Genomic DNA, 26,991 nt, shown 5'->3' on the forward strand with positions numbered 1-26,991 from the left:
TTCGCGGTCGAAGGCTGGCGCATAACCTTGTGTGCTCCCCCCCGTAGGGCAACCATGACGTGCTCGGGGAACTCCCGTGTAGCCCAACAGGGTTATGGGGATGCGACTGGAGGGCCGGGGGGCCCGCAGGAGGTCTGCCGGGCGATCGGTTTCCTGTCGCGGGCTTTCCGTACCGGCCTCCTCTCCGTCGTGCGGCATCGCACCGGCATTGGTCCGCACAACGCTGTGCCATCGAACCAACACGGAACAGGACTATGAAGGCCGACACTTCGTCAACTGCTCTCGACTCCCTCGAACTGAGCCGCCTGTCACAGCGGGACGGGGAGAAGTGGGCCACTGCGGGCGACGGCATGCTGGCCTCCTGGGTCGCGGACATGGACTTTCCGACCGCACCCGCGATTCGCCAGGCCCTGCTGCGCCGCGCCGACGGCGATCTCGGCTACCCCCCGTGGTTCGACGAGAGCCGCGGCGGCCCGCTCGGCGAGGTGTTCGCCGAGCGGACGCGGCACCGGTACGGCCACAGGCCCGATCCCACGCACGTCCGGCTGTTCACGGACATCAACCAGGCGATGCTCGCGACGCTCCAGGTCGCCACCGACCCCGGCGATGCGGTACTTCTGCACACCCCCGCCTGCCCGCCGTTCGTCGATGTCATCGAGAGGATCGGCCGCAGGGCGCTGACCGTTCCGCTCCAGGAGGGCGAGGGCGGGTGGGAGTTCGATCCCGCGCTCATGGAGCGGACCGCGGCGGACGAGGGCTCGGGGCGCTGCCGTGTGCTCTTCCTCGTCAACCCCCACAACCCCACCGGCCGGGTGTTCCGCCGTGACGAGCTGGAGTCGCTCGCGGAACTCGTGTTCAGGTTCGACCTGTTGGTGATCTCCGACGAGGTGCACGCGGATCTGACCCATGCCCCGCACCGGCACATCCCCTTCGCCTCGCTCAGCCCGGAAATCGCCGCCCGCACCGTCACCCTCACCTCGGGGAGCAAGGCGTTCAACCTCGCCGGGATCCGCTGCGCGCTGGCACACATAGGACCGCGGGCCGTACGGGATGCCGTCGACGCCCGGCGCGGGCTGCTTTTCGGCCAAGTGGGGGTGCTCGCGGTCGAGGCACTGAAGGCCGCCTGGACCTCGGGCGATGCCTGGCTGGACGACGTGCTGGCCATCTTGGACCGGAACCGTCGGCTGCTGGCCGAGCGGCTCCCGGAGCGGATCCGGTGTCGGACTCCGGAGGCCACCTTCCTTGCCTGGCTCGACTGCCGGCAGCTGGGGATCGGTCCGGACCCCATGCCCTTCTTCCGCGACGAGGCCAAGGTGCTGCTCTTCTCCGGTCCGGCCTTCGGAGCCGGCGGCGACGGATTCGTACGGCTCAACTTCGGCACGTCCCCGCAGGTCCTGGAAGAGACCCTGGACCGCATGAGCGCCGCGTTGCGACGGTGCGGACGTGCTTGAAGCGCGAGCTGCGCGACACGGACGTTCCGATCGGCACCAACAACCCCGCAGGCGCGGACAAGGAGCTTTCCTGTGACTGACCACACGACGGTGCGGGTCCAGCCGGCCTCCGCTCTGGAAATGCAGTTCTGGCTCGGTGAGCAGATCGACCCGGCGAGCCCCGCCGGCTGGATCCTCGCCCAGGTCCGCGTCGACGGCCCCCTCGATCTGCCCGCCCTCGACGCGGCGCTGTCGGCCGTGGCGCGCCGCCAGGAGGCGCTGCGCACCGCCTTCGTCTTCGAGCACGAGCAGGTGGTCCGCAAGGTCCTCGCGGAGCCGGTCGCGGAGCCGCTGCTGCGCCTCGGGTCCGGCACCGGCTTCGAGGAGGCCGCCGCCACCCTGCTGAACGCCGACACCTTCGATCTCGCCGCGGGCCGCGTCTACAGGGCCGCGGTCGCCCCGGACGCACGGGGCGCCACCGTCTTCCTGGCGGTCCATCACATCGCTTTCGACGGCCTCTCCCAGGAGGTGTTCGCCGCCGATCTGGCGCGCGCCTACGCACGGGCCGTCGACGGCGTCTCGACCGATCTGCCCGTGCTGGAACGAGTGGAGGCCGCAGAACTCACGCCGGCGCAACACGCCGAACTCACCACGCACTGGCGCACCGTGCTGACCGGAGCGGCCGACCTGCCCACCCCGGACGGCAGCCCGGCGCCGAACCAGCACGAGCTCGCCGCAGGTGGGTCGGCCGAGCTCCGAACCACCTACCCGCCCAGCACCTGGCAGGCGGTGCGCGACCGGGCCAGGCGCAGCGCCTGCTCACCGTTCGCGGTGCTGCTGGCCGCGTACGGCCGGGCTCTGGCCGAGATCACCGGCGGCTCCGACTTCTGCGTCGGCACACCGGTGGCCACCCGCTCGGCCGGGCAGGAGGACGAACTCGGCTGCCTGATCGACATCCTGCCGGTGCGGATGCCCGAGCTGTCCGCACCCGGGGTGGTCGAGCGGGTCTGGGCCGCCGTGCGGGAGAGTGTCCTGGGCTCCGCGCTGCCCCGCTACGAGATCGTCCGGGCCGTGCAGACGGTCCCCGGTGGTCGGATGCCCGTCTACCAGGTGCTGTTCGCCTTCGAGAACTGGCAGCGCGTCGAGCATTCGGCCGGTCCGGTAAGGATGCACGCCGTTCCGGTGCCGCCGGTCGGCGCGGTCGCCGAGGTTCAGCTCCAGGTGTGCGAACTGCCCGACGGGACCCTGAAATGCGTCGTCCAGGCTCCGCTGACCGGTTCCTGGCCGCAGCGGCTCCCTGATCTGCTGCGCGCCTTCGACAGCCGACTCTCCGAAATCGCCCCGTCGGCCACGACGTCGGCCACGCCGCACTCCTTCTCCTCGGAAGCTCCCGCATGACCACCACATCGACGTGGCCGCCGTACACCGGTGCGGGAGCCGGGGTCCACCGTCCCTGACAGCTTTCAGGGGTCCGCCGTGCTGGCTGCCGCTCCCATCCGGGTGCCCGGACGGGAGGGGCGGTTCAACGATCGACGCGCGGAAGGGTCATGCGTCGGGCGGGAACGGGGCTCCGTCGGATCCATCGGCCAGCAGTTCGGCGAAGGCGGCCACTGTCGGGGCCTTGAACAGGCTCGGGACGGTCACTCCGACACCCAGCGCCTCACGGATCCGGGCCACCAGGCGGATCGCATCGAACGAGTTGCCGCCCAGGCGGAAGAAGTCGTCGTGGATCCCCATGTCGGGTGCGGCGAGCACGTCGGCGAACAGGGAGCGGAGCAGCACCTCGGTCGTGTCGCGCGGAGCGGCCGCTCTCCCGGTCGGCCGGCGCCGGGGCGCAGGCAGTGCCGCCCGGTCGAGCTTGCCGTTGGCCGTCAGGGGAAGCGCGTCGACGATCACGAAGTGGTCCGGAACCATGTGCGGCGGGAGCCGGAGCTGCGCTTCTCGCCGCACGTCCTCGACATACAGGTCCGGGGACGACCAATCCGACCCGCGGTACGCCGGTGCGGCACTCTCCCCGCCACCGGAGGCCGGCTGCCCGCCGCGGACCGCGTAGAGGGTGACCAGACCGGTCTCCGAGAGCATCGCCAGCCCGTCGACGGTGACCCGGTACCCCCGCTCCTCCAGTTGGCCCCGGATCCAGTCGATCCGGCCCGGGGCGTTGTGCGCCTCGATCACCAGCTGGCGGACCAGGTTCCAGTGCTCCTCACGGAGCCCCAGAAGCACCGCGCGTTCGCTCTTCTCCGCATCGATCTTGAGCAGGTCGATCCGTTCCACACCGGTCTCGTCGATGACGTCCGACAGCGTGCGCAGTTCGCAGGTCACGTCGGTGTGCTGCAGCCGCTCCGTGAGCAGACTGTCGAGATCCGCCGCACCGCTGTGCGGAAGGGCTTCCTGCATCGGCTGCTCGTTGCGGACGAAGGCCTCCAGGACACCGCGCTCCTCGCCGATGTCCCCGAATCGCCCCGACATTATCGAAAGTTGCGGATAGTAGGTGAACGACGCCGTACCCGCCTCTTCGGCGAGGCCGCACGGGAACAGCCTGGCGTCGACTCCGTGCAGCCGGGTGTTGAGTTCGAGCATGCGGAACAGCTGCGGAATCGGCTCGAACGCATGGACCACGCTGCCGGGACGGGAGCGGGCCACCGCGAGCGAGAAGAACCCGATGTGCGCGCCCACGTCGAAGACGCAGGCCCCGGTGTCGGGCAGCGTGATCCCGTGCCGCAGGTACTCGCCCTCTTCGAAGATCTCGCGGTACAGGAAGTCCGCCTCCGACCGGTTGGACGCGACGACGGCCATGCCGTTCGGCAGGGTCTGCAGGTCCTTCCGGTCGAGGAGCCCGGCTTCTTCGAGGCGGCACAGGTTCCGCAGCGCGGCGGCCTCGTCGGGGTCGGGTACGAGGTAGGCGGTCAGCCGCGCCTCGCCGGCCTCGTCGGGCCTCGCGGCCACCACCGCGTCGGCGACCGCGGCGTGCCGGGCCAACGTCGCTTCGATCTCGCCGAGTTCGATGCGCACGCCTCCCACCTTGACCTGGTGGTCGTTGCGGCCCAGGTAGTGCAGGACCCCGTCGGGGTCCCGCCGGGCGAGATCCCCGGTCCGGTACATCCGGCTGCCTTCGGGGCCGTAGGGATCGGGGACGAAGCGCTCTGCTGTCAGCCCCGGCCGGTTGACGTACCCCCGGGCCAGCTGGACGCCCGAGATGTAGAGCTCGCCGGCCGCACCGGGCGCGGCCTGGTTCAGCTGCTCGTCCAGAACGTACAGCCGGGTGTTGCGCACCGGGGCGCCGATCGGCACCGGGCCGGGTGGGTCGCCCGGGCCGCAGCGCCAGTGGGACACATCCACCGCGGCCTCGGTGGGCCCGTAGAGGTTGTGCAGTTCGGCGTCCAGGAGGCGGAAGAACCGTGACCGCAGATCGGCCGAGAGCGCCTCGCCGCTCGCGAACACCCGGCGCAGCGAATCGCATCGGGCCGTCGTCGGCCCTTCGAGGAAATGACGCAGCATGGACGGGACGAAATGCACGGTCGTGATCCGCTCCGCCCGGATCAGCTCGGCGATCCGGGCGGGATCCCGGTGCTCGTCCGGCCCGGCCAGGACGAGGCGCGCACCGACGCACAGCGGCCAGAAGAACTCCCACACGGAGACGTCGAATCCGGCGGGGGTCTTCTGCAGGACGCGGTCGTCGTGGCCCAGCGGATACTCCGCCTGCATCCAGCGCAGGCGGTTGACGATGGCCTCGTGGGACACGGCCACCCCCTTGGGTCGGCCGGTGGATCCCGAGGTGAAGATGACGTAGGCGGTGCTCGACGGGTGCGGCGAGGGCCACCCGGTCCCGTCCGCCTCGGGCGCGCCCTCCTCCGACATCCGCCGGACGTCCTCGCTGTCGAGCATCAGCACGGGCCGCGCGTCCTCGGTCATCTCCCGTACCCGCTCGGCGGGCAGCTGCGGATCGATCGGAAGGTAGGCGGCCCCGGCCCTGTGCACCGCGTAGAGGGCGACCACCAGTTCCACGGATCGCGGCACCGCGACCGCCACGACGGTTTCGGGCCCCGCCCCCTTGGCCATGAGCAACCGCGCCAGTCGGCCGGCCCTGGCGTCCAGCTCGGCGTACGTGAGAGATGCATCGCCTCCGACGAGCGCGACGGCGTCAGGGGTACGGGCCGCCTGGGCCGCGAACAGATCGGGCAGGGTCTCTGCCGCCATGTCGTGAGCCGCGGTGTCGCTCATGACGTCACTTCCCATCGTTGTCGAACTGACCGCCGGACCGGGACAGGCACCGACGAGGCGGAGAAGGATTCGTCGCCCCGCGGCGGACCCGCAGGGGCGTACGGCTTGCCGGGGACTCGGCTCTCGCCGTTCCGCGACCGCCACGGCTCGCCAGGGCGGTCCTGTTCTCGGGGGGTCCACTCACGCGGATCGTCCTCTCCTGAGGTCGGCTACGGAAGGGGCGCCGCGGACGGATGGAAGGCCGCCCGGCGCAGTGCCTCGATGTGCGCGGCCAGCGTCTCGACGGTCGGCGCGTCGACCAGGGCGCGCACCGGGATGTCCAGCTCGAGCTCGGCCCGCAGTCGGCTGACGACCGCCAGCAGGGAGAACGAGTCCCCGCCGGCCTCGAAGAAGTTGGCCCGCACGTCCACCTCGGCGAACCCGAGCACCTCCGCCCAGGCCGCTGCGACGGTGCGCTCCGTCTCCGTGCTCGGCGGCGTCACGGCCGTCGCAAGCACGGGGATCGGCTCGGGTCGGGGCAGCCGCTGGCGGTCCACCTTGCCGGTCGGGGAGAGCGGCATGGCGTCGAGCCACATGAACACGGCCGGCTGCATGACGATGGGCAGCTTCGGGGCGAGGTGGGCACGGAGCGCGGCCTCGTCGAGCCCGCTGCCCGGTGTCCTGACCACGTGGGCTACCAGCCGCTGGTCGGGCTCCAGGACCATCACGGCGTTCGCCACCTCCGGGTGACCGCGCAGCACCGATTCGATCTCCTCCAGCTCGACCCGCACGCCGCGGATCTTGACCTGATTGTCGACCCGGCCCAGGAACTCCATCTCCCCATTGGGCAGGCGGCGCACCAGGTCACCCGTGCGGTAGAGGCGTCGGTCGGGCCGGGCCGGGTCCGGGGCGAACCGGTCGGCGGTCAGGGCGGGCTGGTTGCGGTAGCCGCGGGCGACGCCGTCACCACCGATCCAGAGCTCGCCGGGCACGCCGATGGGCTGCAGGTTCCCCCAGCGGTCGACCACCGCGCAGGAGGCGTTGGCGATCAACTCCCCCAGCGGCATGGAGCTGCGTTCCAGCGGCTCGTCGCCCATCCGGCCGACCAGGGCGGCGCCCGCGGTCTCCGTCGGCCCGTACTCGTTCCAGATCTCGCACCCGGCGGGGACGACCGCACGGGTCCGCGCCACCAGGTCGGCGTCCAGGTTCTCTCCGCCCATGGACACGTGCCGCAGCGTCGGCATGTCGAGGCCGGCGTCGGTGATGCCGCGCATCTGGGTCGGCGTCAGGTACAGCATGTGGATCGACTGCTCGTTGATGAAACGGGCGGTGGCCCGGCCGTCGGCCTTGACCTCACGGGGCAGCATGACCAGGCAGGCGCCTGCGGTCAGTGCGTGGAACATCTGCTCGACGGACCAGTCGAAGTGGTAGGAGAGGTTGTGCACCACCCGGGTGCCGGGCCCGATCGGACGGATGTCCTGGGCCCACTGGATCCACGGGGTGATCGCGGTGTGCGGCAGGCCGACGCCCTTGGGCCGGCCGGTGGTCCCGGACGTGTACATCAGGTACACCAGCTGCGAGGGGTGCAGCGCGGAACCCGGGGCGCCGTCCCGCGCCTGGTCCTGCGCGCCGTCCTGGGCGGTGCTCACCACGTCCACGCTCTCCAGGACGGCCGTCGGCAGCTGGTCGCGCAGTTCCGGGGTGGTGACGAGGATCGTCATCCCGCTGTCCGCGACGACGTACGACATCCGGTCGACGGGGGCGAGCGGATCGATCGGCACGTAGGCGGCACCGGACTTCAGGATGCCGAGGATGCCGACGATGAGGTCCACCGACGGGTCCGCGCACAGGCCGACCAGGTCGTCGGTGCCGATGCCGCGCGCCGTCAACTCGTCGGCCAACCGGGATGCCCTGCGGTCGAGTTCGTGGTAGCTGACCCGCTCGTCGCCGCTCTCCACCGCGTCCGCGTCCGGGGTGCTGAGCGCCTGGGCCTCGAACAGCCGGTGCAGGAAGAGGTCCGTGGGGTAGGGACCGCAGTCGGCGGTGGACCACTTCTCGAGCTGACGGCGCTCCTCCTCGGGAAGGATGGTGAGCCCGGAGAGGCGCTTGGCGGGAGCGGCCACCGCGTCGGCCGCGAGCACGGCCAGGTGGTCGAGGATGCGCCAGGCCTTGTCCTCGACGAACAGGTCGGTGTTGTAGTCGACCGCGAGGCGGTAGGTGAATTCGGTCTCGACGACCCGGAACACCAGGTCGAACTTGACCGCCTTCAGGTTCAGGCCCAACTCGACGTCGTCGACGGTGATCCCGGCCAGCTCCGGCGCCGGGACCGCGTGCTGGTACGCCAGCATGACCCGGAACGGCCCCTGCCGGGAGGAACGGTCGGTCGAGACCGCGTTGACCACCCGCTCGTAGGGGACGTCCTGGTGGGCGAAGGCCTCCAGGATCCTGCCCCGGACCCGGCCGAGCAGCTCGGCCAGCGTCGGGTCGCCGGACAGGTCGCTGCGCACGGCGAGGGTGTTGAGGAAGCACCCGAGCATGGACTCGAGCTCCGGCAGATCACGGTTGGCGCTGGGGATGCCGACCACGATGTCCGTCTGGCCGCTGTACCGGCTGAGCAGCACGTTGAGCAGCGTGAACATGGTCATGAACGGGGTGGCGTTGTGCTCCCTGGACAGCTCGCGGATCCTGCGCGACACCGCTCGGGGCAGCTCGATGTCCACCGACGCCCCCTGGCTCGTGCCGGTCTCCCGGGGCGGCAGGTCGGTCGGAAGGTCCAGCACGGGGAGCGGGCCGCGCAGTCGGTCCTTCCAGTAGTCCAGTTGGCGTTCGAGCGTGGTCCCGGTGACCGTGCGCCGCTGCCAGGCGGCGTAGTCGGCGTACTGCACCGGCGGCTTCGCGGCCGCCGGGATCCCGCCGTCGGCGGCGGCGGCGTAGAGCTCCAGCAGCTCGGCCACGGCGAGTTCGAAGGAGTACACGTCGGTGATGATGTGGTGCAGGTTGATGAGCAGGACGTGCCAGTCCTCGTCCAGCCGGTACAGCTCGACCCGGAGCAGCGGCCCCCGCTCCACGTCGAACGGCCGCTGGGCGGAGTCGAGGAGCAGAGCGGCCAGAACCTGCTCCTGCTTCTCCTCCGGCTCGTCCCGGAGGTCGACCACGGTCAGCGGCAATTCGGCCTTGGCCCGGATCACCTGCTCGGGGATGCCGTCGACCGCCTCGATGGTGGTGCGGAAGACCTCGTGCCGGTCGACCAGCGTCTGGACGGCCTGCCCCAGGGCCGTGATGTCGAGCGGGCCCACGAGCTCGTGCGCCATCGGGATGTTGTAGCGGGAGCTCGGACCCTGGATGTGCTCGTCGACCCACAGCCGCTGCTGGGTGAACGAGGTGGGCGCGTGGAAGACCTCGCCCGAGCGCCCGTCGAAGGGCTCGATGGTCTGTTCCGCCCCGGGCTCCGTCTCCCGCATCGCCTCGATGGCCGCGGTCAGCTCGACGAGGGTCTGTGCGTCGAAGAGCACGCTGAGCGGAATCCGGATGCCCAGCTCCTCGCGCAGCCGGCTGATCGCTCTGGCGCCTTGCAGTGAATTTCCGCCCAGCGCGAAGAAGTTGGCGTCGGGACCGGATATCTCGGTGTGCAGGACTGCCGTCCACACATCCGAGACGACGTCCATCACGGACCGCTGCGACATGTCGTTCCACCTAAATCCGTCGATCGAGAGGATGGTTGTTTCGAAGGGCTTCGGGTCAGTGACCGTGCTGGCGGGGCACGGCGGCGAGCCGCCCGGCGATCTCGGCGAGCACGGCCGGACGGGCGGAGTGCAGGAAGAAGTGGCCGCCGGGGAACATCCGCAGGTCGAAGCCGCCGGCTGTGAGTTCGCCCCAGCGCGGCATCGCCGCAGTGCCCGCGGGGTCGTCCTCGGTCCCGCCGAACGCCGTGACCGGGCAGGTCAGCAGCGGCCCGTCGGTGAACCGGTAGGTCTCGACCACCGCGAGGTCGGCCCGGATCACCGGGAGCATCAGGCGCATCAGTTCCGGGTCCGCCAGAACCGCTTCCGGTGTCGCGGACCAGGAGCGCAGTTTCCCGATCAGCTCCTTCTCCGGACCGGCGTGGTGCGCGGTCTCCTTCCGGGCTTGGGGCGGTACGCACCCCGAGACGAACAGCCGGGTGGGTGAGCCGATCTCCATCCGCTGCAGGGTGCGGGTGAGGTTCCAGGCCATCAGGGCGCCCATGCTGTGCCCGAAGAATGCGAACGGACGGTCCAGGTGCTGGATGACCGAGGGCACCAGGACGTTGAGCACCGCGCCCATCCGGTCGAACAGCGGGGTGCCCAACTGGTCTTCTCTGCCCGGAAGTTGTACCGACCACGGCTCGATGTCGGCGGGCAGGGCGGCGGCCCAGTCGCGGAACACCGAGGCACCGCCGCCGGCGTAGGGGAAGCAGAACAGCCGCGTGGCCGCCTGCGGCCGCTCGGCGAGCGGCCTGACCGTCACCCTCATCGGCCGGTCCCGCCCGCCATCTCCCGGCGCAGGGTCAGCGGACGCATGTCCGTCCACACCTCGTCGATGTGCGCGAGGCAGGCCTCCTTCGAGCCCTGCTCGCCCGTCTCCCGCCAGCCGGGGGGCAGCTCGCGGCCCTGCGGCCAGATGGAGTACTGCTCCTCGGAGTTGGTCACCACGACGTAGCCGTCGTCGTCACGCTGTCCGTCCATGGGCCCTTCCTTTCGGTGAGATGGCGCGATACCGGCTCAGGCGTTCGGCGTCCCGGGCCGGGAGGCTCGCAGGGCCCCCAGCCGACGGCGGCCGGCGGGTACGGTCCGTGCCGCCCGCCGGGCCCGCGCCAGCGGCTCCGCCAGGGCGGCCAGCGAGACCGTCACGTCCTCGACGACCGTCCGCAGGACGGCCAGGAAGGCCGACCGGACCTCCTCGGCCTCGGACTTCGCCAGCCGTCGGGAGTTGTAGTTGAGCCGCAGACCGAGCCGGTCGCCGTCCGGCTTGCCGAACAGGCAGAGGTCGAGCTGCGAGGTCTGCCGGGCCGGGGGCAGGAAGTCCGCGAACTGGAAGGAGGTGGAGAAGACCGGGTTCCGGCCGGGTCGGGATTCCGCATCGAGCTTCTCGAGCAGCAGGGTGAACGGATAGCGGCTGTGCGCGTAGGCGCCGATGCTCACGGTCCTGGTCCGGCGCACGACCTCCTCGAAGGGGTCCGCACCCGACATCCGCACCCGGACGGAGAGCGGGTTGACGAAACTGCCGAACATGCCGTTCAACTCCTTGGTGTCCCGGCCGGAGAACGGGACGCAGACCACGATGTCGTCGTCGGCGCTGATGTCCCGCAACGCGACCGCGTAGGCGCTGAGCAGCAGGATGTGCGGCGTGACGCGCAGCTTCTTGACCAGTGCCGCCACCCCTGCGGCCGTGTCGGCCTCGACGTCGAACTCCAGCGTCTCGTTCACCACCTCATCGGCGGGCGCGTCGTGGTCCCCGATGCGCAGCCGCGGCAGCGGGGCGGCCAACTGGTCGAGCCAGTACGCCTCCATGGCCTTGCTCTGGTCGCTCGCCAGCCACTCCCGCCGGCCCCGCACGAAGGCGTCGTAGGTCGTCGGGAGCGGGGGCAGCTGCGGCTCTCCGTCCGCGGCGAAGGCTCGGTAGCAGAGCAGCAGTTCGCGTATGAGGATGCCCATGCTGGTGCCGTCCGTGATGATGTGGTGCACGTTCACGTAGAGGCAGTGGTGGTCGGCGGCCAGCTTGAACACCTTGAGCCGTACCGGCGGGGTGGCGAGTTCGTCGAAGGGGGTCGCGTTCTCGGCCCGGACGCGCCGATTCAGTTCGGCCGTCGGATCGGCGGCGCCGGTCAGGTCGACGAGCGGCACGTCCAGGTCGAATGCGGGCAGGACACGCTGGCGCGGACCTTCTGGAGTGTCCCGGAAGGACAGCCGCAGCGCTTGGTGCCGGTCCATCAGGAAGGCTGCGGCACGGCGCACGGCGACGATGTCCACCGCCTCGTACAGGTGCTGCCAGTACGGAAGGTTGGATTCCGCCCGGCCCTCGTCCAGCTGATGCTGGAGCCACAGCCCCCTTTGGCCGTTCCACAGTTCGAACCAGGCCCTGTCGTCCTCGAAATCGTCGGGGTCTTCCACTTGGCCAGCCAATCCTCACATCAATGGTTTACGGAATACCCGGACCGACGCGACCGGTTCAGGACGTGCGCGGCCGGCCCGGAACGGCGCTCGCGGCCTGGACCAGCCCGTCCGCCACCCGCCAGCGCCCCTCGAAGAAGACCGGGCCGGCCCCGTCGGCCGTCGCCTGCGAAACCGGCAGCCGGGCGGTGAAGGTCCTGTTGTCCGGGTCGAGGGCGACTTCGGCGTCGGCGAAGTCGAACACGGTGCCGCCCAGGGGGTACCACGCCTTGTAGACGCTCTCCTTGACGGCGAAGAGCAGCGTGTCCCAGTGCACCTCCGCGTCCCGGCGGAGGAGCTCCGCGAGGTGGCGCCGTTCGGCTTGCGACGTGATCAGGCGCAGGCCGCCGTCGGGCAGCGGCTGGTGGACCTCCGCGTCGATGCCGAGGGAGCGGAATGCCCCGGCCCGGGCGACCGCGGCCGCCCGGTAGCCCGAGCAGTGGGTCATGCTGCCGACCGCGCCGCGCGGCCACTGCGGTGCCCCCGCCGTGCCCCGGAGGATCGGGGCCGGGGGGATGCCGAGCCGGCCGAGGGCGGTGCGGGCGCAGTGCCTGACGGTGGCGAACTCGCGGCGCCTGGCGAGCGGTGAGCGGGCGACCGCCTCGGCCTCCCCCGGCTGCAGCGGGACGTCGGGCAGATCACCGTACGCCTCCTCGACCTCCGCGCCGGGCGGCAGGAGGGTGATCACGAGGCGGCCCCGTCGAGTTCGGCCGTCACGGCTTCCACCGCTTCCGGGGTGGGTACGTCGACGGCGTCCCGCTCTACGAGGGCGGGCTGCACGGCTCCTCCTTCTCCCCGGTGGCCAGCAGGTCGGTGAGCAGGACCTTCACGGCGGGCGCGTGGAACAGTTCCTCCGCCGTCACATCGACCCGGTGCACCGCCCCGGGGCCCGGCCAGTCGAGCGCCTCGCTCAGCAGGACGTGGGTGGGAGCCGGCGGGGCCTGCGGGGGCACCGCCGCGGTCAGGGTGAAGCTGAGCCAGGCCCGCTGCCCCTCGGTCAGTTCGACCAGGATCTCCTCGTCGAGCCCGGGCGAGCAGCCGACGATCACCGAGAGCAGGAAGGAGCCGGCCAGGGCGAGCGCGTCACCGGACGGCAGGCCGGTGATCGTGGGCACCTCGGCGGACTCGTCCATGGCCAGGGCGAGGTCGTCCAGCAGTTCCTGAGGAGTCCTGGGATCGGCCGGTGCCGGGTCGAGCACGATGAGCGGGACGTCCGGCCCGGGCAGCGCCTCCACCAGTGCCGAGGCCAGGCCGACGGCCGAACAGTAGGCCAGCACCGCGACCGGGAGCGGCCCGGCGGCGGTGATCCGCTCGGCCCAGTGGGCGGCCTGCTCGGCCGTCCCGACGACTCCGTCGGCGAGGCCGGGGTAGTGCAACGGGTCGATCCTGAGGGTCCGTTCCTGCCAGCCGTCGGGCAGGATGGCGCCGAAGGTCCTGCGGGGCACCTCGTTCCCGAACTCCAGTATCACGAGGGGCCGTTGGTCCTGCATCACTCTGCACTCCTGACGGCTTCGTCGACCTCGGCGGAGAAGTCCGCGAGGACCGGATGGTTGAAGATGGCCTGCAGCCCGATCTTGATGCCGAACTGCTCGCGCGTCCGGGACACCGCCCGGGCGGCGATCAGCGAGTGCCCACCGATCTCGAAGAAGCTGTCCCCGGAGCGGGGGACGTTCCCGGTCAGATCCGACCAGATCTCGGCGATCCGCGCCTCGGTGGCGCCGAGGGGGGAGGGCTCGGCCGCGGCTGCGACCGGAGTGTCCGGCAGGGCCTTCCGGTCGATCTTGCCGTTGGGTGTCAGCGGCATCGCGACGAGCCGGTGCAGCCCGGCGGGGAGCATGTACGCGGGCAGCCGACCGGTCAGCGCGGCGCGGATGTCGTCCGGCTCGGCCTCGCCGCAGAAGTAGGCGCGCAGCGATCCGCCGTCCTGGTCCGGCACGTGGACGACGGCCGTCTGGTCCACTCCGGGGACGGCCAGGATCTCCTGCTCGACCTCGGCCGGCTCCACCCGGTGACCGCGGATGCTGACCTGGGCGTCCCGCCGCTCGACGAACTCCAGCTCGCCGTCGGCCGTCCAGCGGCAGAGGTCGCCGGAGGAGTACCAGCGGTTCTCGTCCCGGTCGGCGACGAACTTGCGGCCGGTGAGCTCCGGGTCGCCCCGGTAGCCGAAGGCCAGGACGTCGCCTCCGATCAGCAGTTCCCCGGGCACGCCGGGCTCGGCGACCTCGACCCCGTCGGCGTCCACCAGCCGGACCTTCGCGCCGGTGATGGGGCGTCCGATCACCGGCGCGCCCTCGGTGGGGCAGCGGCGCAGGTCCGCGCTGGCGGTGGTCACCACGGTGGCCTCGGTCGGCCCGTAGTGGTTGAAGACCGCGGCGGGGAAGCCGGCCGGCGGGCTGACCCGAAGACGGTCCCCGCCGGTCAGCAGGACGGCCAGGCCGACGGGCGGGGCCGGGAGGGCGAGCAGTTGCTCGGCGAGCGGGGTGCTCAGGAAGCAGTGCGTGATGGCGCTCCGCTCGATGAACCCGGCGACCACCGCGCTGTCGACGATCAGCCGCTCGGTCGGCAGCACCAGCGTCGCCCCGCTCGCGAGAGCCGCCCAGACCTCCCAGACCGCGGCGTCGAACCCCAGCCCGGCGAAGGCTGCGACCCGCACCCCGGGCCGGGTGCCGTAGGTCTCCCGGTGCCAGGACACCAGGTTCGCCAGGCCCGCGTGGCCGACCTCGACGCCCTTGGGCGTACCGGTCGAACCGGAGGTGTAGATGACGTAGGCCAGCGGGGCCGGCGGGGCCGGCGACACCGGCGCCGGGGCCGCCCCGGTGCCGTCGAGTACCGGAACACCCGCGGGCACCCGTCCGGCGAGCCCCTCCTGCGCGAGCACGGCCACCGGCCGGGCGTCGTGCAGGATCGCCTCCACCCGGCCGTCCGGCAGTGCCGGGTCGAGCGGCAGGTACGCGGCACCCGCGAGCCAGCTTCCGAGCTGCGCCACGATGCCCTCGATGCCGCGCTCGAAGAGCAGGCCGACGAGGCAGCCGCTCCGGTGGCCCTCGGCCTGCCGTATGCGTCCGGCCACCGCGGCGGCCGCGTCCCAGAACTGACGGTAGGTCAGCTTCTGCCCGCCGCACTCGACCGCGACCACGTCCGGATGCGCGTCGACGATCGCGCCGAGCATCCGGACCACCGTCCGTTCGTTCACGATGCCCTGCATCAAAGACCACTCCTGTCCCCGGCGAGCAGTTCCCGGTCCGCCCGGGCGGCGCGCTCCACCACGTCCCTGTCGCCCCGGTGATCCTGGTGGGTGCGGAACCGGCGGAGGTGGTGCCGCGACACCCGCTCCCCGCCGATGGGGCTGTCCGCCGACTCCGGGGAGCCGCTCGTCACTCGTGTCATCCCAACTCTCCTTTCGGGGATGTGCGGTCGGCCGTCAGGAGGCCGTGCCGCGCACGGCCAGGCGCTCCAGGAGGGTGACGCCGAAGTGCTGCCTCGTCACCGGCGGCCCGTCGAGGGCGAGATCCGCCCACCTGCCGGCGAGGCGCTCCAGTACGATCTCGGACTCCATCCGCGCCAGCCCAGCCCCCAGGCAGTAGTGCGCGCCGAAGCCGAAGCTGAGGTGCCGCCTGATCTCGCGGTCGTAGTCCAGAAGGTCCGGGTCGTCGAAGACGGCCGGGTCGCGGTTGGCCACGCCGAGCATCAGCAGGACGAGATCCCCCTCCGCGATCAGGTGACCGGCCGCCTCCACCGGCGCGGTGGCCACCCGGGCCACCTGCTGGACCGAGGTGTCGAATCGGAGCAGCTCGTCGACCACCGAGCCCGGTTCACCGCTCCGCAGGTCGGCCCAGGCATCGGCGTGCAGCGCGGCCCGAACGGCCTTGCCGATGAAGGTCGAGGTGGTCTCGAACCCGGCGTAGATCAGCAGGCTCGCCGTGGCCCAGACGTCGGCGGCCTCGATGACGCCCCCCTGGTGGGCGTTGCGCAGCAGCCAGAGCCCGGTGCCCTCGCGGACCTCCGAGCGCAGGGCCTCGTCCACCACGTCCGCGATTTCCCGCAAGGCGCGATGAGCCCTGGTCCTGACCTCCGGCAGGTAGTCCGCCATCAGCAGCGCCGCGATGTCGGGCGCCCAGTCGTGCAGCCGGGGCGCGACCTCCCCGGGCAGACCCAGGATCCGGCAGATGACCCGGCTGGAGAGCGGGACGGCGAGTTCCGCCATCACCTCCAGCCCGTCCGTCCGCCCCGCCAGGAGCTCGTCGACGAGCTCTTCGACGGCGGGACGCATCGCGGCGAGCCGGTCGGCCGCGAAGAGCGGCGCGACGACCCGGCGGGCCGCCGCGTGCTCGGGGTCGTCGTTGAACATGAACCACCTGCGCACGACCTCTGCGGCCCGCCCCCCGCCCTCTCCCTCCCGGTGCAGGGTGGTGGTGCCCCGCTGCGGCCAGGCGGCCGACAGAGCGGGGTGCCGCAGCAGGGCCGTCGTCTCGCGGAACCCGGAGACGATCCACACCTCCAGGTCCTCGTCCCAGCGGACCGGCTCCTCCTCCCGCAGTGGGAGGTAGTCCGCGCAGGGGTCGGCCGCCGGGCGGTCGTCGTCGCGGTAGGGGCAGCGTGGGGCCTGTGTCACGGTCACTTGGTACTCTCCGGGTTCTGGTCGACCCGGCGCGGCGGGGCGACCGACAACGGGCCGGGGGTCACCGGTGCGACGGCCGGACTCAGCACGGCTCCCCCTTCGTACAGACCGCTTCGACGGCGGCCACGAGCTCACGCTCGGCGGAGTGCAGGAAGAAGTGGTCGCCGCGGATTTCCTCCACTCGGAAGGGACCGTCCGTGTACTCCGCCCACGCCTCGACCGAGGGCAGGTCCGCCTCGTCGTCCGTGTCCCCGTAGAACGCCACCACCGGGCAGCCGACCGTGCCCGGGGTGCCGGTGCCGTACTCGCCGAGGATCCGGTAGTCGGCGCGGATGACGGGGAGGTAGATCTCCATCAGCTCCTCGTTCTCCAGCAGTTCCTTCGGGGTCCCGCCCAACGCGGCCAGTCGCTCGATGAGTTCGGCGTCGGAGAGTCGGTGGCTGTCCGCGTCGGCGGCCGGCAGCCGGGGTGCGCGGCTGGCCGAGACCAGCAGCGCCGACGGCTCCGAAGCGCCCTTGGAGCGGAGCAGCTTGGTCAGCTCGAAGGCGATCACAGCACCGTAGCTGTGGCCGAACAGCACGTACGGCGAGGTCGGGTCGAGCTGCTGGTACAGGTCCGCGAGCAGGGCTGCCAGCTCGTCGATCGGCTCCTCCACGCAGCGTGAGCCCCGGCCGGGGAGCTCCAGCGGCACGACGGTGACGCGGTCCGGCAGGTGCCGCTGCCACGGGTCGTAGACGCGTGCCGAGCACCCGGCGTAGGGAATGCAGTAGAGGTTCACTTGGGCGTCTCCGTACGGAGGATGTGGTCGGTCAGCGAGGCGACGGTCGGGTGCCGGAAGATCTCCTTGATCGGCACCCGGATGTCGAGGCCGTCGGTGAGCCGCTTCTGGAGCACCGTCAGGAGGACCGAGTTCCCGCCGGCGTCGAAGAAGTTGGTGTCCTCGTCGACGGGGTCCGCGGCGAGCGTCTGGCGCCACGCCTCGGCCACGAGTGCCCGGACGTCCCCCGAGGGCGCTGCGGCGGGCGGTTCGGCGGCCTGCACCACCCGGTCGTCGACGGCCGGGCCGGCCGCCAATCCGATCCGGTCCACCTTTCCCGTGGTGGTGCGGGGCAGCGCGGACAGGGCGGTGATCCTGGCGGGGTGGTGGCTCGACGGCAGCCGGTCCTTCAGCCAGCCCTGGAGGTCCGCCTCGCCGCGCTGTACCACGAAGGCCACCAGCGCCGCGGTGTCGGGCCGGTCGGCGTCCTGGAGCAGCACGACGGCCTGCGAGACCTCCGGGTGCTCCTCCAGGACGGCCTCCACCTCGCCCAGCTCGATCCGGTGTCCGCGCAGTTTGACCTGGCTGTCCAGGCGGCCGAGGAACGTCAGTGCGCCGTCCGGTCCCCGTCCGACCCGGTCCCCGGTGCGGTAGACGCGGCGGCGGCCGTCGGGGGTGTCGCCGTGCAGAAAACGCTCTGCCGTCAGCTCCTCCCGGTTGAGGTAGCCGTGCGCCAGCCCCTCCCCGTAGAGCAGGAGTTCACCGCTCTCGTCGGTGAGGAGGCCCACCCCGGCCACCGGCTCGCCGAGCGAGATCCGCTCGGCGGAGTCCACCCGCGCCGCCGTGGCCCAGAGGACTCCCTCGGTCGGGCCGTACACGTTCCAGAGTTCGCCGCACCGCGGCAGCAGCTCCCGGGCGAGGCTCGGGGTGAGCGTCTCTCCGCCGGTCCACAGTCGGCTGCCGGGCGCACCCTTCCAGGCGGAGGCCGTCAGCATCCGCCAGAAGCTGGGGGTGGCCTGGACGACGTCCGGTGCGGCCCCCGCCACCAGCTCCGCGAAGGCGAGCGGATCCGCCCTGATCTCCTCCGGGACCACCGTGAAGGAGGCCCCCACGGTCAGTGGAAGGATCAGCTCCACCAGCGAGATGTCGAAGGACAGCGCGGCCATCGCCAGCACGCTCTCGCCGGCCGCCAGCCCCGGCCGCTCGGCCAGGGCGGCGAGGCGGTCGATCAGGGCCTGGTGGCCCACCATCACGCCCTTGGGCTGCCCGGTCGAGCCGGAGGTGTACAGGATGTAGGCGATCTCCCCCAGGTCCGGTTCCCTCGGCGGTGACGGAAGTCCGTTCCCCTCCAGGGCGAACTCGCCCTCGGCCAGCTCGCGCAGCAGCAGGGCGGGGCGGGCGTCGTCGAGGACCCGGGCCCGCCTGGCCGGCGGGCTCTGCCGGTCGAGCGGCAGCACGGCGCAGCCGGCGGCGTTCGCGGCGAGGATGCCGACGGCCCCGCTGAACCGGCTGGACGCGTCGAGCGCCACGACGGAGCCCGGCCGGACCTTCGCCGCCATCCGCTCGCCGAGGTCTGCGGCCAGCGCGGCGAGGTCACGGTAGGTGTAGGTGCGTGCCGTCCGCGCGGCCACGGCCTCGGGCGTCCGCTCCGCCTGAGCCTGGACGACATTCCACACTGTCTCCACGCGAGCCCCCTGGGTTCGAAAGAAGTACTGGTCAGTGGCCGACGACCGGGAGCGCCCGGGACACGCTCCGGAGCACGGCCTCCCGCTCGTCGTTGAGGAAGAGGTGGCCGCCGGGGAAGACCTCCACCTCGGTCCGGCCGGTGGTCAGCTCGGCCCAGCCATGGAGGTGCTCCTCGGCGACCCTGGGGTCCGCGTCACCGCCGAAGGCCGAGACGGGGCAGGTGAGCAACTCGCCCGGCCGGTAGACGTAGCCGGCGAACAGCGAGAGGTCGGCCCGGAAGGTCGGCAGGATGAAGGCGGCGAAGTCCGGGTTCTGCAGCAGCGTCTCCGGTGTGCCGTTGAGACGGCGGAGCTCGTTGATCAGCTCCTCGTCGGAGAGGTCGAGTTCGCTCGGCTTTCTGGACTCGTGGGCCGGTAGCGCCCGGCAGCCGGACACCGTGATCCGGACCGGCTCCAGCCCCTGCTCACGCTGCAGCCTGCGGGCGAGCTCCCAGCTGACGATGGCGCCCATGCTGTGCCCGAAGAAGGCGAACGGCCGGTCCAGGTACGGGAGCAGGGCGGGGAGAAGGACGTCCAGCAGTTCTTCCAGGTCCGCGATCGGCCGGTCGAAGAACCGGTCCTCCCGACCCGGCAGCTGCACGGCGAGTGCCTCCACTCCTTCCGGGAGTCCGGCGCCCCACCCCCGGAAGGCCGAGGCGCCTGCCCCGGCGTACGGGAAGCAGAAGAGCCGGAGGGCGCCGGGCTCGGTCCGGCCGGGAATCGGCCGGACCCAGCTCTGGGCCTGCGGTGGTGCCGAGTGCATGGAGTTCCGCTCCTACTGGTCGGGAGAGGTCGGGAGGGCCGGGGCGCGCTCAGGCGCCGTGCCAGGACTTCCACAGCGCGGCGTATCCGCCGCCGGCCGCCAACAGCTCGTCGTGACTGCCCAGTTCGGTGACCCGGCCGCCGTCCATGACCGCGACCCGGTCCGCGTCGTGGGCGGTGTGCAGGCGGTGGGCGATGGCGATCACGGTGCGTTCCTTGAGCACGGCCGCCAGCGAGCGCTCGGTGTGCCGGGCCGTGGTCGGGTCGAGCAGGGAGGTGGCCTCGTCCAGGATCAGCGTGTGCGGATCGGCCAGGACCACCCGGGCCAGGGCGAGTTGCTGGGCCTGCTGGGCGTCCAGACGGAGCCCGCCGGCACCGAGTTCGGTGTCCAGGCCGTCCGGCAGCTCGTCCACCCAGTCGATGTCGACGGCGGCCAGCACCGCGAGCAGGTCCTGGTCGGTCGCGGCGGGCGCGGCGATCAGGAGGTTGTCCCGGACGGTGCCGAGGAAGACGTGATGCTCCTGGGAGACCAGGACGACGTGTCGGCGCAGCTGGGCCGGGTCGAGCTCGGCGACGGGCACCTGGCCCACCGTCACCCGTCCGGTGCGGGGCGTCTCCGCCCCGGCCAGCAGCCGGCCCAGGGTGGACTTGCCGGCTCCGGACGGGCCGACGATCGCCAGCCGCTCGCCCGGACGGACGGTGAGGTCGACGCCGTGCAGGACGTCCCGCTCACCCTGGTAGGCGTACCGGACGTCGACCACGTCGATCCGGTCGTCCTCGGGCCGGCCGCCGCCGGTCACGGCCGGGGCGTCCACCTGGCCGATGCCCTCGACCCGGGCGAAGGAGGCGTTGCTGCGCTGGAGTTGGTCGAGCCAGAGCAGGACCTTGTCCAGCGGCTCGGAGAGCTTCCAGAAGTAGAGGGCACAGGCGACGACCGCGCCGGTGGTGACCGCGCCGGTGTCGCGCAGGGCGGCGCCGAGCAGCAGGATGCCGGCGACCGGGGCGATGTACGAGAACTCGACCACGGGAAAGAGCACGGTGCGCAGGCTGAGGGTGTAGGTACGGGTGGCCCGGCAGTGCTCGACGGCCTCGGCCGTGGCGGCGATGCGGCGGTCCTGGAGACCCAGGGCCTCGACGGTGCGGGCCCCCGTCGCGGTGGAGGTGAGGATCTCGATCAGCGCGGAGTTGGCGGCGCCTTCGGCGAGGTAGCCCGTGTGCGCGCGGCGCAGGTACCAGCGGGTGGCGAACCAGATCCCGGAGAGGCAGAGCAACCCGCAGATGCCGAGCAGCGGGTTGACCGCGAGCATGGCGACCAGGATCAGGAGGATCTGGACGAGCGCCACGGAGACCTCGGGCCCGGCGTCGCGCAGGGTGGAGCCGACGGTGGCGACGTCGGCGGTGCCGCGCGTCAGCAGGTCGCCGACGCCGGCGCGTTCGACCACCGAAGCGGGCAGGGCGAGGGAGCGGTCGACGAACCGCTCGCGGATCCGCGCCAGGGTCCGCTCGCCGAAGCGGTGGGCGGCGTAGCGGGCGAAGCGGCCGAGGAGCAGCTGCGCGAGCGCGAAGCAGAGGATGCCGAGGGCGAGTCGGTCGACGTGTCCGGTGCCGGCGCCGCCCCGGACGTCGTCGATGATGCGGCCCAGCAGCCAGGGGCCGCCCAGTCCGGCGGCCGCGGCCAGTCCGTTGAGGGTCAGCGTCGCGGCGACGGCACGGCCGTCCTGCCTCATCAGGTGCACGGCGGCCCGGCGGACCTCGGCGGGACCGGCGATCGGGAGCCGTCCGGGGGCGGTCTCGGTCTGAGCGGTCATCGGACGGCCTCCTCGGCGGGCGTGGACTCGGTGGCGGTTTCGCCGCGAGCCACCAGCGCGCGGTAGCCGGGCTCTGTTGCGAGCAGTTCCTGGTGCGGGCCGGCCGCCGCCAGGCGGCCGTCGACGAGGTAGCAGACGGTGTCGGCCTGTTCCAGGAGGACGGGGGAGGTCGAGGTGAGGGCGGTGGTGCGCCCGGTCCGCGCCCGGCGCAGCCCGGCGGCCATGGCGGCCTCGGTGTGGGCGTCCACGGCGGAGGTGGGCTCGACCAGCAGGAGCACCTCCGGGTCCGCCAGCAGGGCACGGACCAGCCGCAGCCGCTGGCGCTGTCCGCCGGAGAGGTTGCTGCCCTGGGCCTGGATCATGGTGTCCAGGCCATCGGGCAGTGCCTGCACGATGTCCTGCGCCGCGGCATCTCGGACGGCCTGGGCGATGGCCGGGCCGGTGTGCTCGGACCGGCCGTCGAGCACGGTGCGCAGCGTGCCGGAGAAGAAGTCGGCGTCGTTGTCCGCCACCACGATCCGCCTGCGGATCTCGGCCAGGGCGACCTCGGCGAGCGGCACGCCGCCCCAGGTCGCGGCGGACGCGCTGTACCGGCCGAGCCGGTCGACCACGGCCGCGGAGTCGGCTGGGCGAGCGCTCACGATCGCGGTCAGCCGGCCCGGGACCAGTTCCACACCGGTGTCGGCGTCGTGCAGTGCTGATGGCTCGTCATGGGTGGGCCGGAGTGTTGCGGCGTCTTCGAAGGCGGGTTTCAGGTCGAGCATCCGGACGACGCGTCGAGCGGCGACCAGGCCCCTGGTGAGGTCGTATCCGCCTTCGATGAAGTTGGAGACCGGTACCACCAGGACGGCGACGTAGCCGTAGACGGCGACCAGCGTGCCGATCGTGATGGTGCCCTCGGCTGCCATCCGGGCGGCCAGCCAGGTCACCAGCGCGAGGAAGAGGGCGGGCAGGCCGACCGAGAGTGCTTGGATCCAGCTGGTCACGGCGCCGACCCGGTAGCCCTCGGCCTGCAGGTCCTGCGATCCGCGCAGGTAGCGGCCGGCCAGCATCTCCTTGCCGCCGATGCCGTTGAGCACGCGCATGCCGCCGATGATGTCCCCGAGCCGGGCGGTCAGCGCCCCCTGCTGCGCGCGGTACTTGGACTCCGCGCCCTGGAGGCGTTCCAGCAGCGGTCCGACCACGACCGCGAGCAACGGCACCCCGAGCAGGACCACGAGGGCGAGCGCGACGGAGACCGACAGCAGCAGCGCGGCCGCCACCAGGTACGCCACGACAGCGCCGACGCCGGGGCCGGTGATCGTCAGTGTCTGGCTCATCTGCGCGACGTCGCCCACGCCGATGCTGGCCACCTCGCCGGCCGTCACCTTTCGTGGCAGTTCGGCACCCAGCCGGGTGGAGTGCGCGACCACGACCTTGATGGTGCGGAAGGTGGCGTCCATCCGGACCCGCGTCATGATGCGGTGGCGCATGATGCCGAGCCATGCGTTGAGCAGCGCGGCGCCGATCAGTGCGGCCACCCAGGCGACCAGGACGCCGGTCCTCCCCCGCTGGAGCCCGTCGTCGATCGCACGCTGCATGAGGTACGGCGGCAGCAGGAGGCCGACCATCCAGAGGGTGCCGATCACCGCGCCGCCCGTCACCCGTCGGCGCTGACTCATGGTCAGCCACCACAGGTAACGCGCGGCACTTCGGTGATCCGGGGTTCCCGGATCGGCGTACGAATCCGTCATGAGTGAAATCCTAACCATCTTTCCTGGGCCTTATCCAGATTTTCCTTCCACCTCCCGACCGTCTGTGGCTATAGTCACCACGGACAGGAGGTGGTCATGATGAAGAAGCAGCTTCGAGGAATCTGTGCAGGCTTCTAGAACTGGCTCGACCAAGCCCAGGGATGCCGAAGTGCGGGGGGAAGAAGCTTTTCTCCCCGCATTCTTCCGCTCTTCAGAACATTCGCCAAGGATTATCCAGTGAAACTTCTGCCAGGGATTTCTCGGACCCCTTGGACATATTGATCAGACCAGCCTCGATCGACGCCGCGAGAACGGCTGGGAGATTTCCGTCGAGATATTCGCGGCTCGCGCCCACTCCGATGAGGATTCCCTTCCCCGTGGCCACTGCCAGGTGGAAGTTCGGCCCCGACCGCTGGGTGGACGGACGCCACTCGATCCCGGTGCGCAGGGCGGACCCGGCGGCCGGCTCGGCGTCCACATCGCCGAGGAAGTTGTAGTGCTTGGCGAAGGCGGTGGGGTCCGCGTCCGGCAGGCCGGCCTCCCGGAGACTCTCCTTCAGCGCGTCGACGTCGTAGCAGCCGTTCATGTACGCCGTCATGGACTGGACGTAGCAGGCCCGCAGATACTCCAGCGGGTGGGCCTCCTCGTCGACCGTGACGGTCACCGGGGCGAACTGGTTGAGCGAGCCGACCAGCGGCACCCACCGGGTGGTGAGCCGGTTGGCGGCCATCAGCGCGAAGGTCATCCGCTCGGTGCGCTTGAGCCGGGACAGCGCGAGCGCGCCGACGCCGAGCACCGCCGACTGGACCGAGATCTTCAGCCGGTCGGAGAGCTCCTGCGCGGCGGTCAGCCCCTCCAGGCTGTAGAGCGACGCCCGGCGTCGCTCGGTGGCGTCCTCCGGATCCCGGTCCGCCGGGACGAGCCGGCTCCAGGCCTCGGTCCAGTGCCGGACGCTCCGGGTGCCCGGTTCCTCCTGCTGCTCCTGCGCCATCTCCAGCGGCTGCACCACCGGCCCGAGCGCCCCGCCCTCCAGGAGGACACCGAGTTGCTCCTCCAGCACCCGCAGCGCACCGTTGTCGGCCGCCACGTGGTGGATCACGGTGACCAGGTGGAGCGCGTCCCCCTGGTGAGTGGTGACGAACGCGCGCCACGGCAACTCGGTCTCGATGTCGATCGGCTCGACCGCCGCCTCGCCGCCCAGCCGGAGGGCCGCCGCGAAGCTGTCCTCGGCCAGCTCCAGCGCAGCCACCCGGGACGGGCGGTACGGGTGGACCGTCTGGGCCGGTGTCGGGCCGCTCAGGTCGTAGGTGGTCCGCAGCGACTCGTGTTTCGCCACCAACTGGAGCCAGGCGTCCATGACTTGGGCCGCGCCGAGACCGAACGGCACCTCCCAGACACTGACCAGATTGGCGACCGCCCGATGGTCGGGGCCGTGTGTCTCCAGCGAACGCAGGACCGACAGCTGCCCGTATGTCACCGCCCCCGTCCGGAGCTCGCTCACAGCCGGGCCGCCCGGACGGCGAACTGACCGAGCATGGTCTGCTGGATCTGCGTCGTGCCCTCGATGATCTCCATCACCTTGGCGTCCCGGTAGTGACGCTGAACGGAAGCCTCCGCCCCGATGCCCTGGGCACCGTGGATCTGCACCGCGTCGGCGGCCGCCTTGACGGCGATCGTCGAGGTCCGGTACTTCGCCAGCAGGGTGTGGTTGACGGACTCCGTCTCCCCCCGCTCCTTGCTCACCCCGGCGTGGTAGCAGAGCAGCCTGGCCGTGATGGTGTCGGTGAGCATGTCGGCCAGCAGCTGCTGGACCAGCTGGTGGTTGCGGATCTCGGTGCCGTACTGGGTGCGGCGGCCGGCGTACTCCGTCGAGGCCTCCAGACAGGTCTGTGCCAGGCCGACCGAGCCCCAGGCGGTGCTGTAGCGGCCTAGGTCGAGGGCGCTGGAGGCGACGAAGGTGAGGCCGAGGCCGGGACGCCCGACCAGGTTGGCGGCCGGGATCCGGCAGTCGTCGAAGGTCATCCGGCCGAGCATCGAGCCGCGCAGGCCGAGCAGGCCCTCGATCGGCTCCACCGACAGGCCGGGAGTGTCCCGCTCCACCAGGAAGGCGGTGTGCTGCCCGTCGAACGTGGCGAAGACCAGGAAGAGGTCCGCGATCTGCGCGAAGCTGATCCACTTCTTGGTGCCGCGCAGGACGACATCGGCGCCGTCGGCCGTCGCCGTGGTCCCGACGGCGGCGGCGTCACTGCCGACGTCCGGCTCGGTCAGGGCGAAGGCCGCCAGCGTTCGGCCCGAGGTGATCCGGGGGAGCCACCGCTGCTTCTGCTCCTCCGTTCCCCACTTGTGGATCGAGTGGGCGACCATGTCCTCCACGGCCACGAGGTTACGGATCGACTGGCAGCCTCGGCCCAGTTCCTCGGTGAGCAGTCCGTATTCGACCCAGTCCATGCCGAGGCCGCCGAACTCCTTCGGGACGGGCGCGCCGAGGTAGCCCTGCCCGGCCAGGTCGGCGACGATCTCTCGGGAGACCGCTTGCTCGCGGTCGCAGCGGTCCGCCTGCGGGACCAGGACACGGTCGGCGAAGGCACGGAACTCGGCGTGGCGCTCGGCCTGCTGCGGGGTGAGGTGACTGAGTATCAACGCATTCCTTGCGAACGTGGGGGCGGGCGCATCACTCCGGTGGGAGCGGTGGCATCCGGCTCGGAGAGGGGGAGGCTCAGCCGGCGGTGGCGACGGCGAGGGCCGGTCCGGCGTCGGCGGCGGTGTACCGCTCACGGCCGGTCAGGTTGACCAGGACGACCTGGTCCGGGGTGATCCGCCGGGCCGCGACCTCGTTGCGCAGCGCGGCAATGGTCGCGGCCGAGGAGTGGCAGACGTCCAGCCCCTCCAGCTCGCGGAGCATCGTACGGGCTCGGACCAGTTCGTCCTGGCTCACCGAGACGATGGAGCCGCCGCTCCCGGTGGCGATGTCCCGCATGTAGGGATAGGTGGCCCGGCCGTCGCCGAGCAGGATGGCCCGGGCCAGACCTGTCGGGTGCTCGATGACGTCGTCCTCGGTGAGCTCGGCCCGTCCCTCCCGCCAGGCCGCGGCCATCGGCGCGCAGGTGTCCTGCTGGACCATCACGAAGCGGGGCGAGGAGGTGAGCCGGCCGCAGGCGAGGTACTCCGCCACGCCCTTGCGCGCGGCCATCATCCCCATGCCGCTGCTGATGGCCTGGACGACGACGTCGGGCTTGTCGTCCATGGCGTCGAAGGCTTCCAGGTAGGTGAGCTTCAGGCCCTCGCGACGGGCCCAGTTGAAGAACCCGCCCTCCCAGACCAGGCCCTTCCGAGCTGCGAACTCCTGGGCCTCCCGGGTGGCTTGTGCGTAGTTGCCGTCCACCACGGTGAGGGACACCCGGTCGCCGGTCTCGATGTCGTGGTCGCCGGTGAAGTCACGGCCGCAGAAGAAGTGTGCCCGCATCGAGTGGTCCCTCCGCACAGCGCGGGCCAGGGCGGTGGAGCTGTTCCCGGTGCTGGAGGCGACGAACTCCTTGATCCCGAACTGCCGGAACACGGCCAGGACCACGGAGGCCAGCCGGTCCTTGGTGGTCCCGGTCGGCTGCTGGGACTCGTCCTTCACCCAGAGGCGGGGCAGACCGATGGCCGCTCCGAGGCGCGAGGCCGGACGGCAGGGGGTCCGCACGCTGATGCCGGCGTCGTGTAAGTGCTCGGATTCGACCGGAAGGAAGTCCAGGTAGGTCAGCTCAGGCCGGTCACCGTCATGCTCGGTGACGTTCTCCAGGTTCATCC

Annotated in this window: 19 protein-coding genes and 1 pseudogene; 2 read left to right on the plus strand and 18 right to left on the minus strand. The window is 71.6% G+C overall.

Going from position 1 to position 26,991, the window contains the following annotated elements:
• The first annotated feature begins 254 nt into the window (after positions 1-254).
• Entirely contained in the window at positions 255-1,451 is a 1,197-nt protein-coding gene (locus ACFVHV_RS17800) for a MalY/PatB family protein (protein WP_380351952.1), read from the plus strand.
• Between the two features lie 72 nt (positions 1,452-1,523).
• Positions 1,524-2,828: a condensation domain-containing protein gene (locus ACFVHV_RS17805; RefSeq protein WP_380351954.1), complete on the plus strand. Its 1,305-nt coding sequence runs from the start codon at positions 1,524-1,526 to the stop codon at positions 2,826-2,828.
• Positions 2,829-2,975: 147 nt separating this feature from the next.
• Here ACFVHV_RS17805 and ACFVHV_RS17810 read toward each other — a convergent pair.
• From ACFVHV_RS17810 to ACFVHV_RS17895, 18 genes and pseudogenes are all read right to left on the minus strand, one after another.
• Positions 2,976-5,636: pseudogene (locus ACFVHV_RS17810) on the minus strand (amino acid adenylation domain-containing protein); the annotation flags it as partial.
• A gap of 224 nt (positions 5,637-5,860) precedes the next feature.
• Positions 5,861-9,313 (minus strand): amino acid adenylation domain-containing protein, encoded by a 3,453-nt coding sequence (locus tag ACFVHV_RS17815; protein WP_380351956.1) that lies wholly within the window; start codon positions 9,311-9,313, stop codon positions 5,861-5,863.
• 55 nt (positions 9,314-9,368) lie between these two features.
• A complete protein-coding gene (locus ACFVHV_RS17820; protein WP_380351957.1) occupies positions 9,369-10,121 on the minus strand; it encodes a thioesterase II family protein in 753 nt (250 codons plus the stop codon).
• Entirely contained in the window at positions 10,118-10,333 is a 216-nt protein-coding gene (locus ACFVHV_RS17825) for an MbtH family protein (RefSeq protein WP_380351959.1), read from the minus strand. The genes ACFVHV_RS17820 and ACFVHV_RS17825 overlap by 4 nt, the downstream gene beginning before the upstream one ends.
• 36 nt (positions 10,334-10,369) lie before the next feature.
• Entirely contained in the window at positions 10,370-11,758 is a 1,389-nt protein-coding gene (locus ACFVHV_RS17830; RefSeq protein WP_380351961.1) for a condensation domain-containing protein, read from the minus strand.
• Between the two features lie 58 nt (positions 11,759-11,816).
• The gene (locus tag ACFVHV_RS17835) at positions 11,817-12,485 is read right to left on the minus strand and encodes a 4'-phosphopantetheinyl transferase (RefSeq protein ID WP_380351962.1); all 669 of its coding nucleotides are present in this window, start codon (positions 12,483-12,485) and stop codon (positions 11,817-11,819) included.
• Between the two features lie 73 nt (positions 12,486-12,558).
• A complete protein-coding gene (locus ACFVHV_RS17840; RefSeq protein WP_380351964.1) occupies positions 12,559-13,287 on the minus strand; it encodes a hypothetical protein in 729 nt (242 codons plus the stop codon).
• Entirely contained in the window at positions 13,287-15,002 is a 1,716-nt protein-coding gene (locus ACFVHV_RS17845) for an amino acid adenylation domain-containing protein (RefSeq protein ID WP_380351966.1), read from the minus strand. The genes ACFVHV_RS17840 and ACFVHV_RS17845 overlap by 1 nt, the downstream gene beginning before the upstream one ends.
• On the minus strand, positions 15,002-15,184 hold the full coding sequence (locus ACFVHV_RS17850; RefSeq protein ID WP_380351968.1) for a hypothetical protein: 183 nt from the start codon (positions 15,182-15,184) through the stop codon (positions 15,002-15,004). The genes ACFVHV_RS17845 and ACFVHV_RS17850 overlap by 1 nt, the downstream gene beginning before the upstream one ends.
• Before the next feature lie 34 nt (positions 15,185-15,218).
• Positions 15,219-16,409 (minus strand): cytochrome P450, encoded by a 1,191-nt coding sequence (locus tag ACFVHV_RS17855; RefSeq protein WP_359899056.1) that lies wholly within the window; start codon positions 16,407-16,409, stop codon positions 15,219-15,221.
• Positions 16,410-16,497: 88 nt separating this feature from the next.
• Positions 16,498-17,193: an alpha/beta fold hydrolase gene (locus ACFVHV_RS17860; protein ID WP_359899058.1), complete on the minus strand. Its 696-nt coding sequence runs from the start codon at positions 17,191-17,193 to the stop codon at positions 16,498-16,500.
• Positions 17,190-18,857, minus strand: coding sequence for an AMP-binding protein (locus tag ACFVHV_RS17865; protein ID WP_380351970.1), 1,668 nt, complete (start codon positions 18,855-18,857; stop codon positions 17,190-17,192). Before ACFVHV_RS17865 ends, ACFVHV_RS17860 begins: the two co-directional genes overlap by 4 nt.
• A gap of 31 nt (positions 18,858-18,888) precedes the next feature.
• Positions 18,889-19,659, minus strand: a complete 771-nt coding sequence (locus ACFVHV_RS17870) for an alpha/beta fold hydrolase (protein WP_359899062.1) — start codon at positions 19,657-19,659, stop codon at positions 18,889-18,891.
• Between the two features lie 49 nt (positions 19,660-19,708).
• Positions 19,709-21,466 carry an ABC transporter ATP-binding protein gene (locus tag ACFVHV_RS17875; protein WP_359899064.1) on the minus strand — a complete coding sequence of 586 codons (1,758 nt, stop codon included), beginning with the start codon at positions 21,464-21,466 and terminating at the stop codon, positions 19,709-19,711.
• Complete coding sequence (locus tag ACFVHV_RS17880; RefSeq protein WP_359899066.1) at positions 21,463-23,199, minus strand: ABC transporter ATP-binding protein; 1,737 nt, start codon at positions 23,197-23,199, stop codon at positions 21,463-21,465. The genes ACFVHV_RS17875 and ACFVHV_RS17880 overlap by 4 nt, the downstream gene beginning before the upstream one ends.
• Positions 23,200-23,410: 211 nt before the next feature.
• Positions 23,411-24,676 carry a condensation domain-containing protein gene (locus ACFVHV_RS17885; RefSeq protein ID WP_380351972.1) on the minus strand — a complete coding sequence of 422 codons (1,266 nt, stop codon included), beginning with the start codon at positions 24,674-24,676 and terminating at the stop codon, positions 23,411-23,413.
• Positions 24,677-24,696: 20 nt separating this feature from the next.
• The gene (locus ACFVHV_RS17890; protein WP_359899070.1) at positions 24,697-25,839 is read right to left on the minus strand and encodes an acyl-CoA dehydrogenase family protein; all 1,143 of its coding nucleotides are present in this window, start codon (positions 25,837-25,839) and stop codon (positions 24,697-24,699) included.
• 76 nt (positions 25,840-25,915) lie between these two features.
• Positions 25,916-26,989, minus strand: a complete 1,074-nt coding sequence (locus tag ACFVHV_RS17895; protein ID WP_380351974.1) for a pyridoxal-phosphate dependent enzyme — start codon at positions 26,987-26,989, stop codon at positions 25,916-25,918.
• Positions 26,990-26,991: the final 2 nt, after the last annotated feature.

Source organism: Kitasatospora sp. NPDC127116 (assembly GCF_042677365.1).
GTDB classification, from domain to species: Bacteria; Actinomycetota; Actinomycetes; order Streptomycetales; family Streptomycetaceae; genus Kitasatospora; species Kitasatospora lactacystinica.

Excerpts from the sequence above, each read along its gene's own strand:
- ACFVHV_RS17800 (WP_380351952.1), top strand. The coding sequence starts at position 255 with ATGAAGGCCGACACTTCGTCAACTGCTCTCGACTCCCTCGAACTGAGC.
- ACFVHV_RS17815 (WP_380351956.1), bottom strand. The coding sequence starts at position 9,313 with ATGTCGCAGCGGTCCGTGATGGACGTCGTCTCGGATGTGTGGACGGCA.
- ACFVHV_RS17820 (WP_380351957.1), bottom strand. The coding sequence starts at position 10,121 with ATGAGGGTGACGGTCAGGCCGCTCGCCGAGCGGCCGCAGGCGGCCACG.
- ACFVHV_RS17825 (WP_380351959.1), bottom strand. The coding sequence starts at position 10,333 with ATGGACGGACAGCGTGACGACGACGGCTACGTCGTGGTGACCAACTCC.
- ACFVHV_RS17840 (WP_380351964.1), bottom strand. The coding sequence starts at position 13,287 with ATGCAGGACCAACGGCCCCTCGTGATACTGGAGTTCGGGAACGAGGTG.
- ACFVHV_RS17845 (WP_380351966.1), bottom strand. The coding sequence starts at position 15,002 with ATGCAGGGCATCGTGAACGAACGGACGGTGGTCCGGATGCTCGGCGCG.
- ACFVHV_RS17850 (WP_380351968.1), bottom strand. The coding sequence starts at position 15,184 with ATGACACGAGTGACGAGCGGCTCCCCGGAGTCGGCGGACAGCCCCATC.
- ACFVHV_RS17870 (WP_359899062.1), bottom strand. The coding sequence starts at position 19,659 with ATGCACTCGGCACCACCGCAGGCCCAGAGCTGGGTCCGGCCGATTCCC.
- ACFVHV_RS17875 (WP_359899064.1), bottom strand. The coding sequence starts at position 21,466 with ATGACCGCTCAGACCGAGACCGCCCCCGGACGGCTCCCGATCGCCGGT.
- ACFVHV_RS17880 (WP_359899066.1), bottom strand. The coding sequence starts at position 23,199 with ATGACGGATTCGTACGCCGATCCGGGAACCCCGGATCACCGAAGTGCC.
- ACFVHV_RS17895 (WP_380351974.1), bottom strand. The coding sequence starts at position 26,989 with ATGAACCTGGAGAACGTCACCGAGCATGACGGTGACCGGCCTGAGCTG.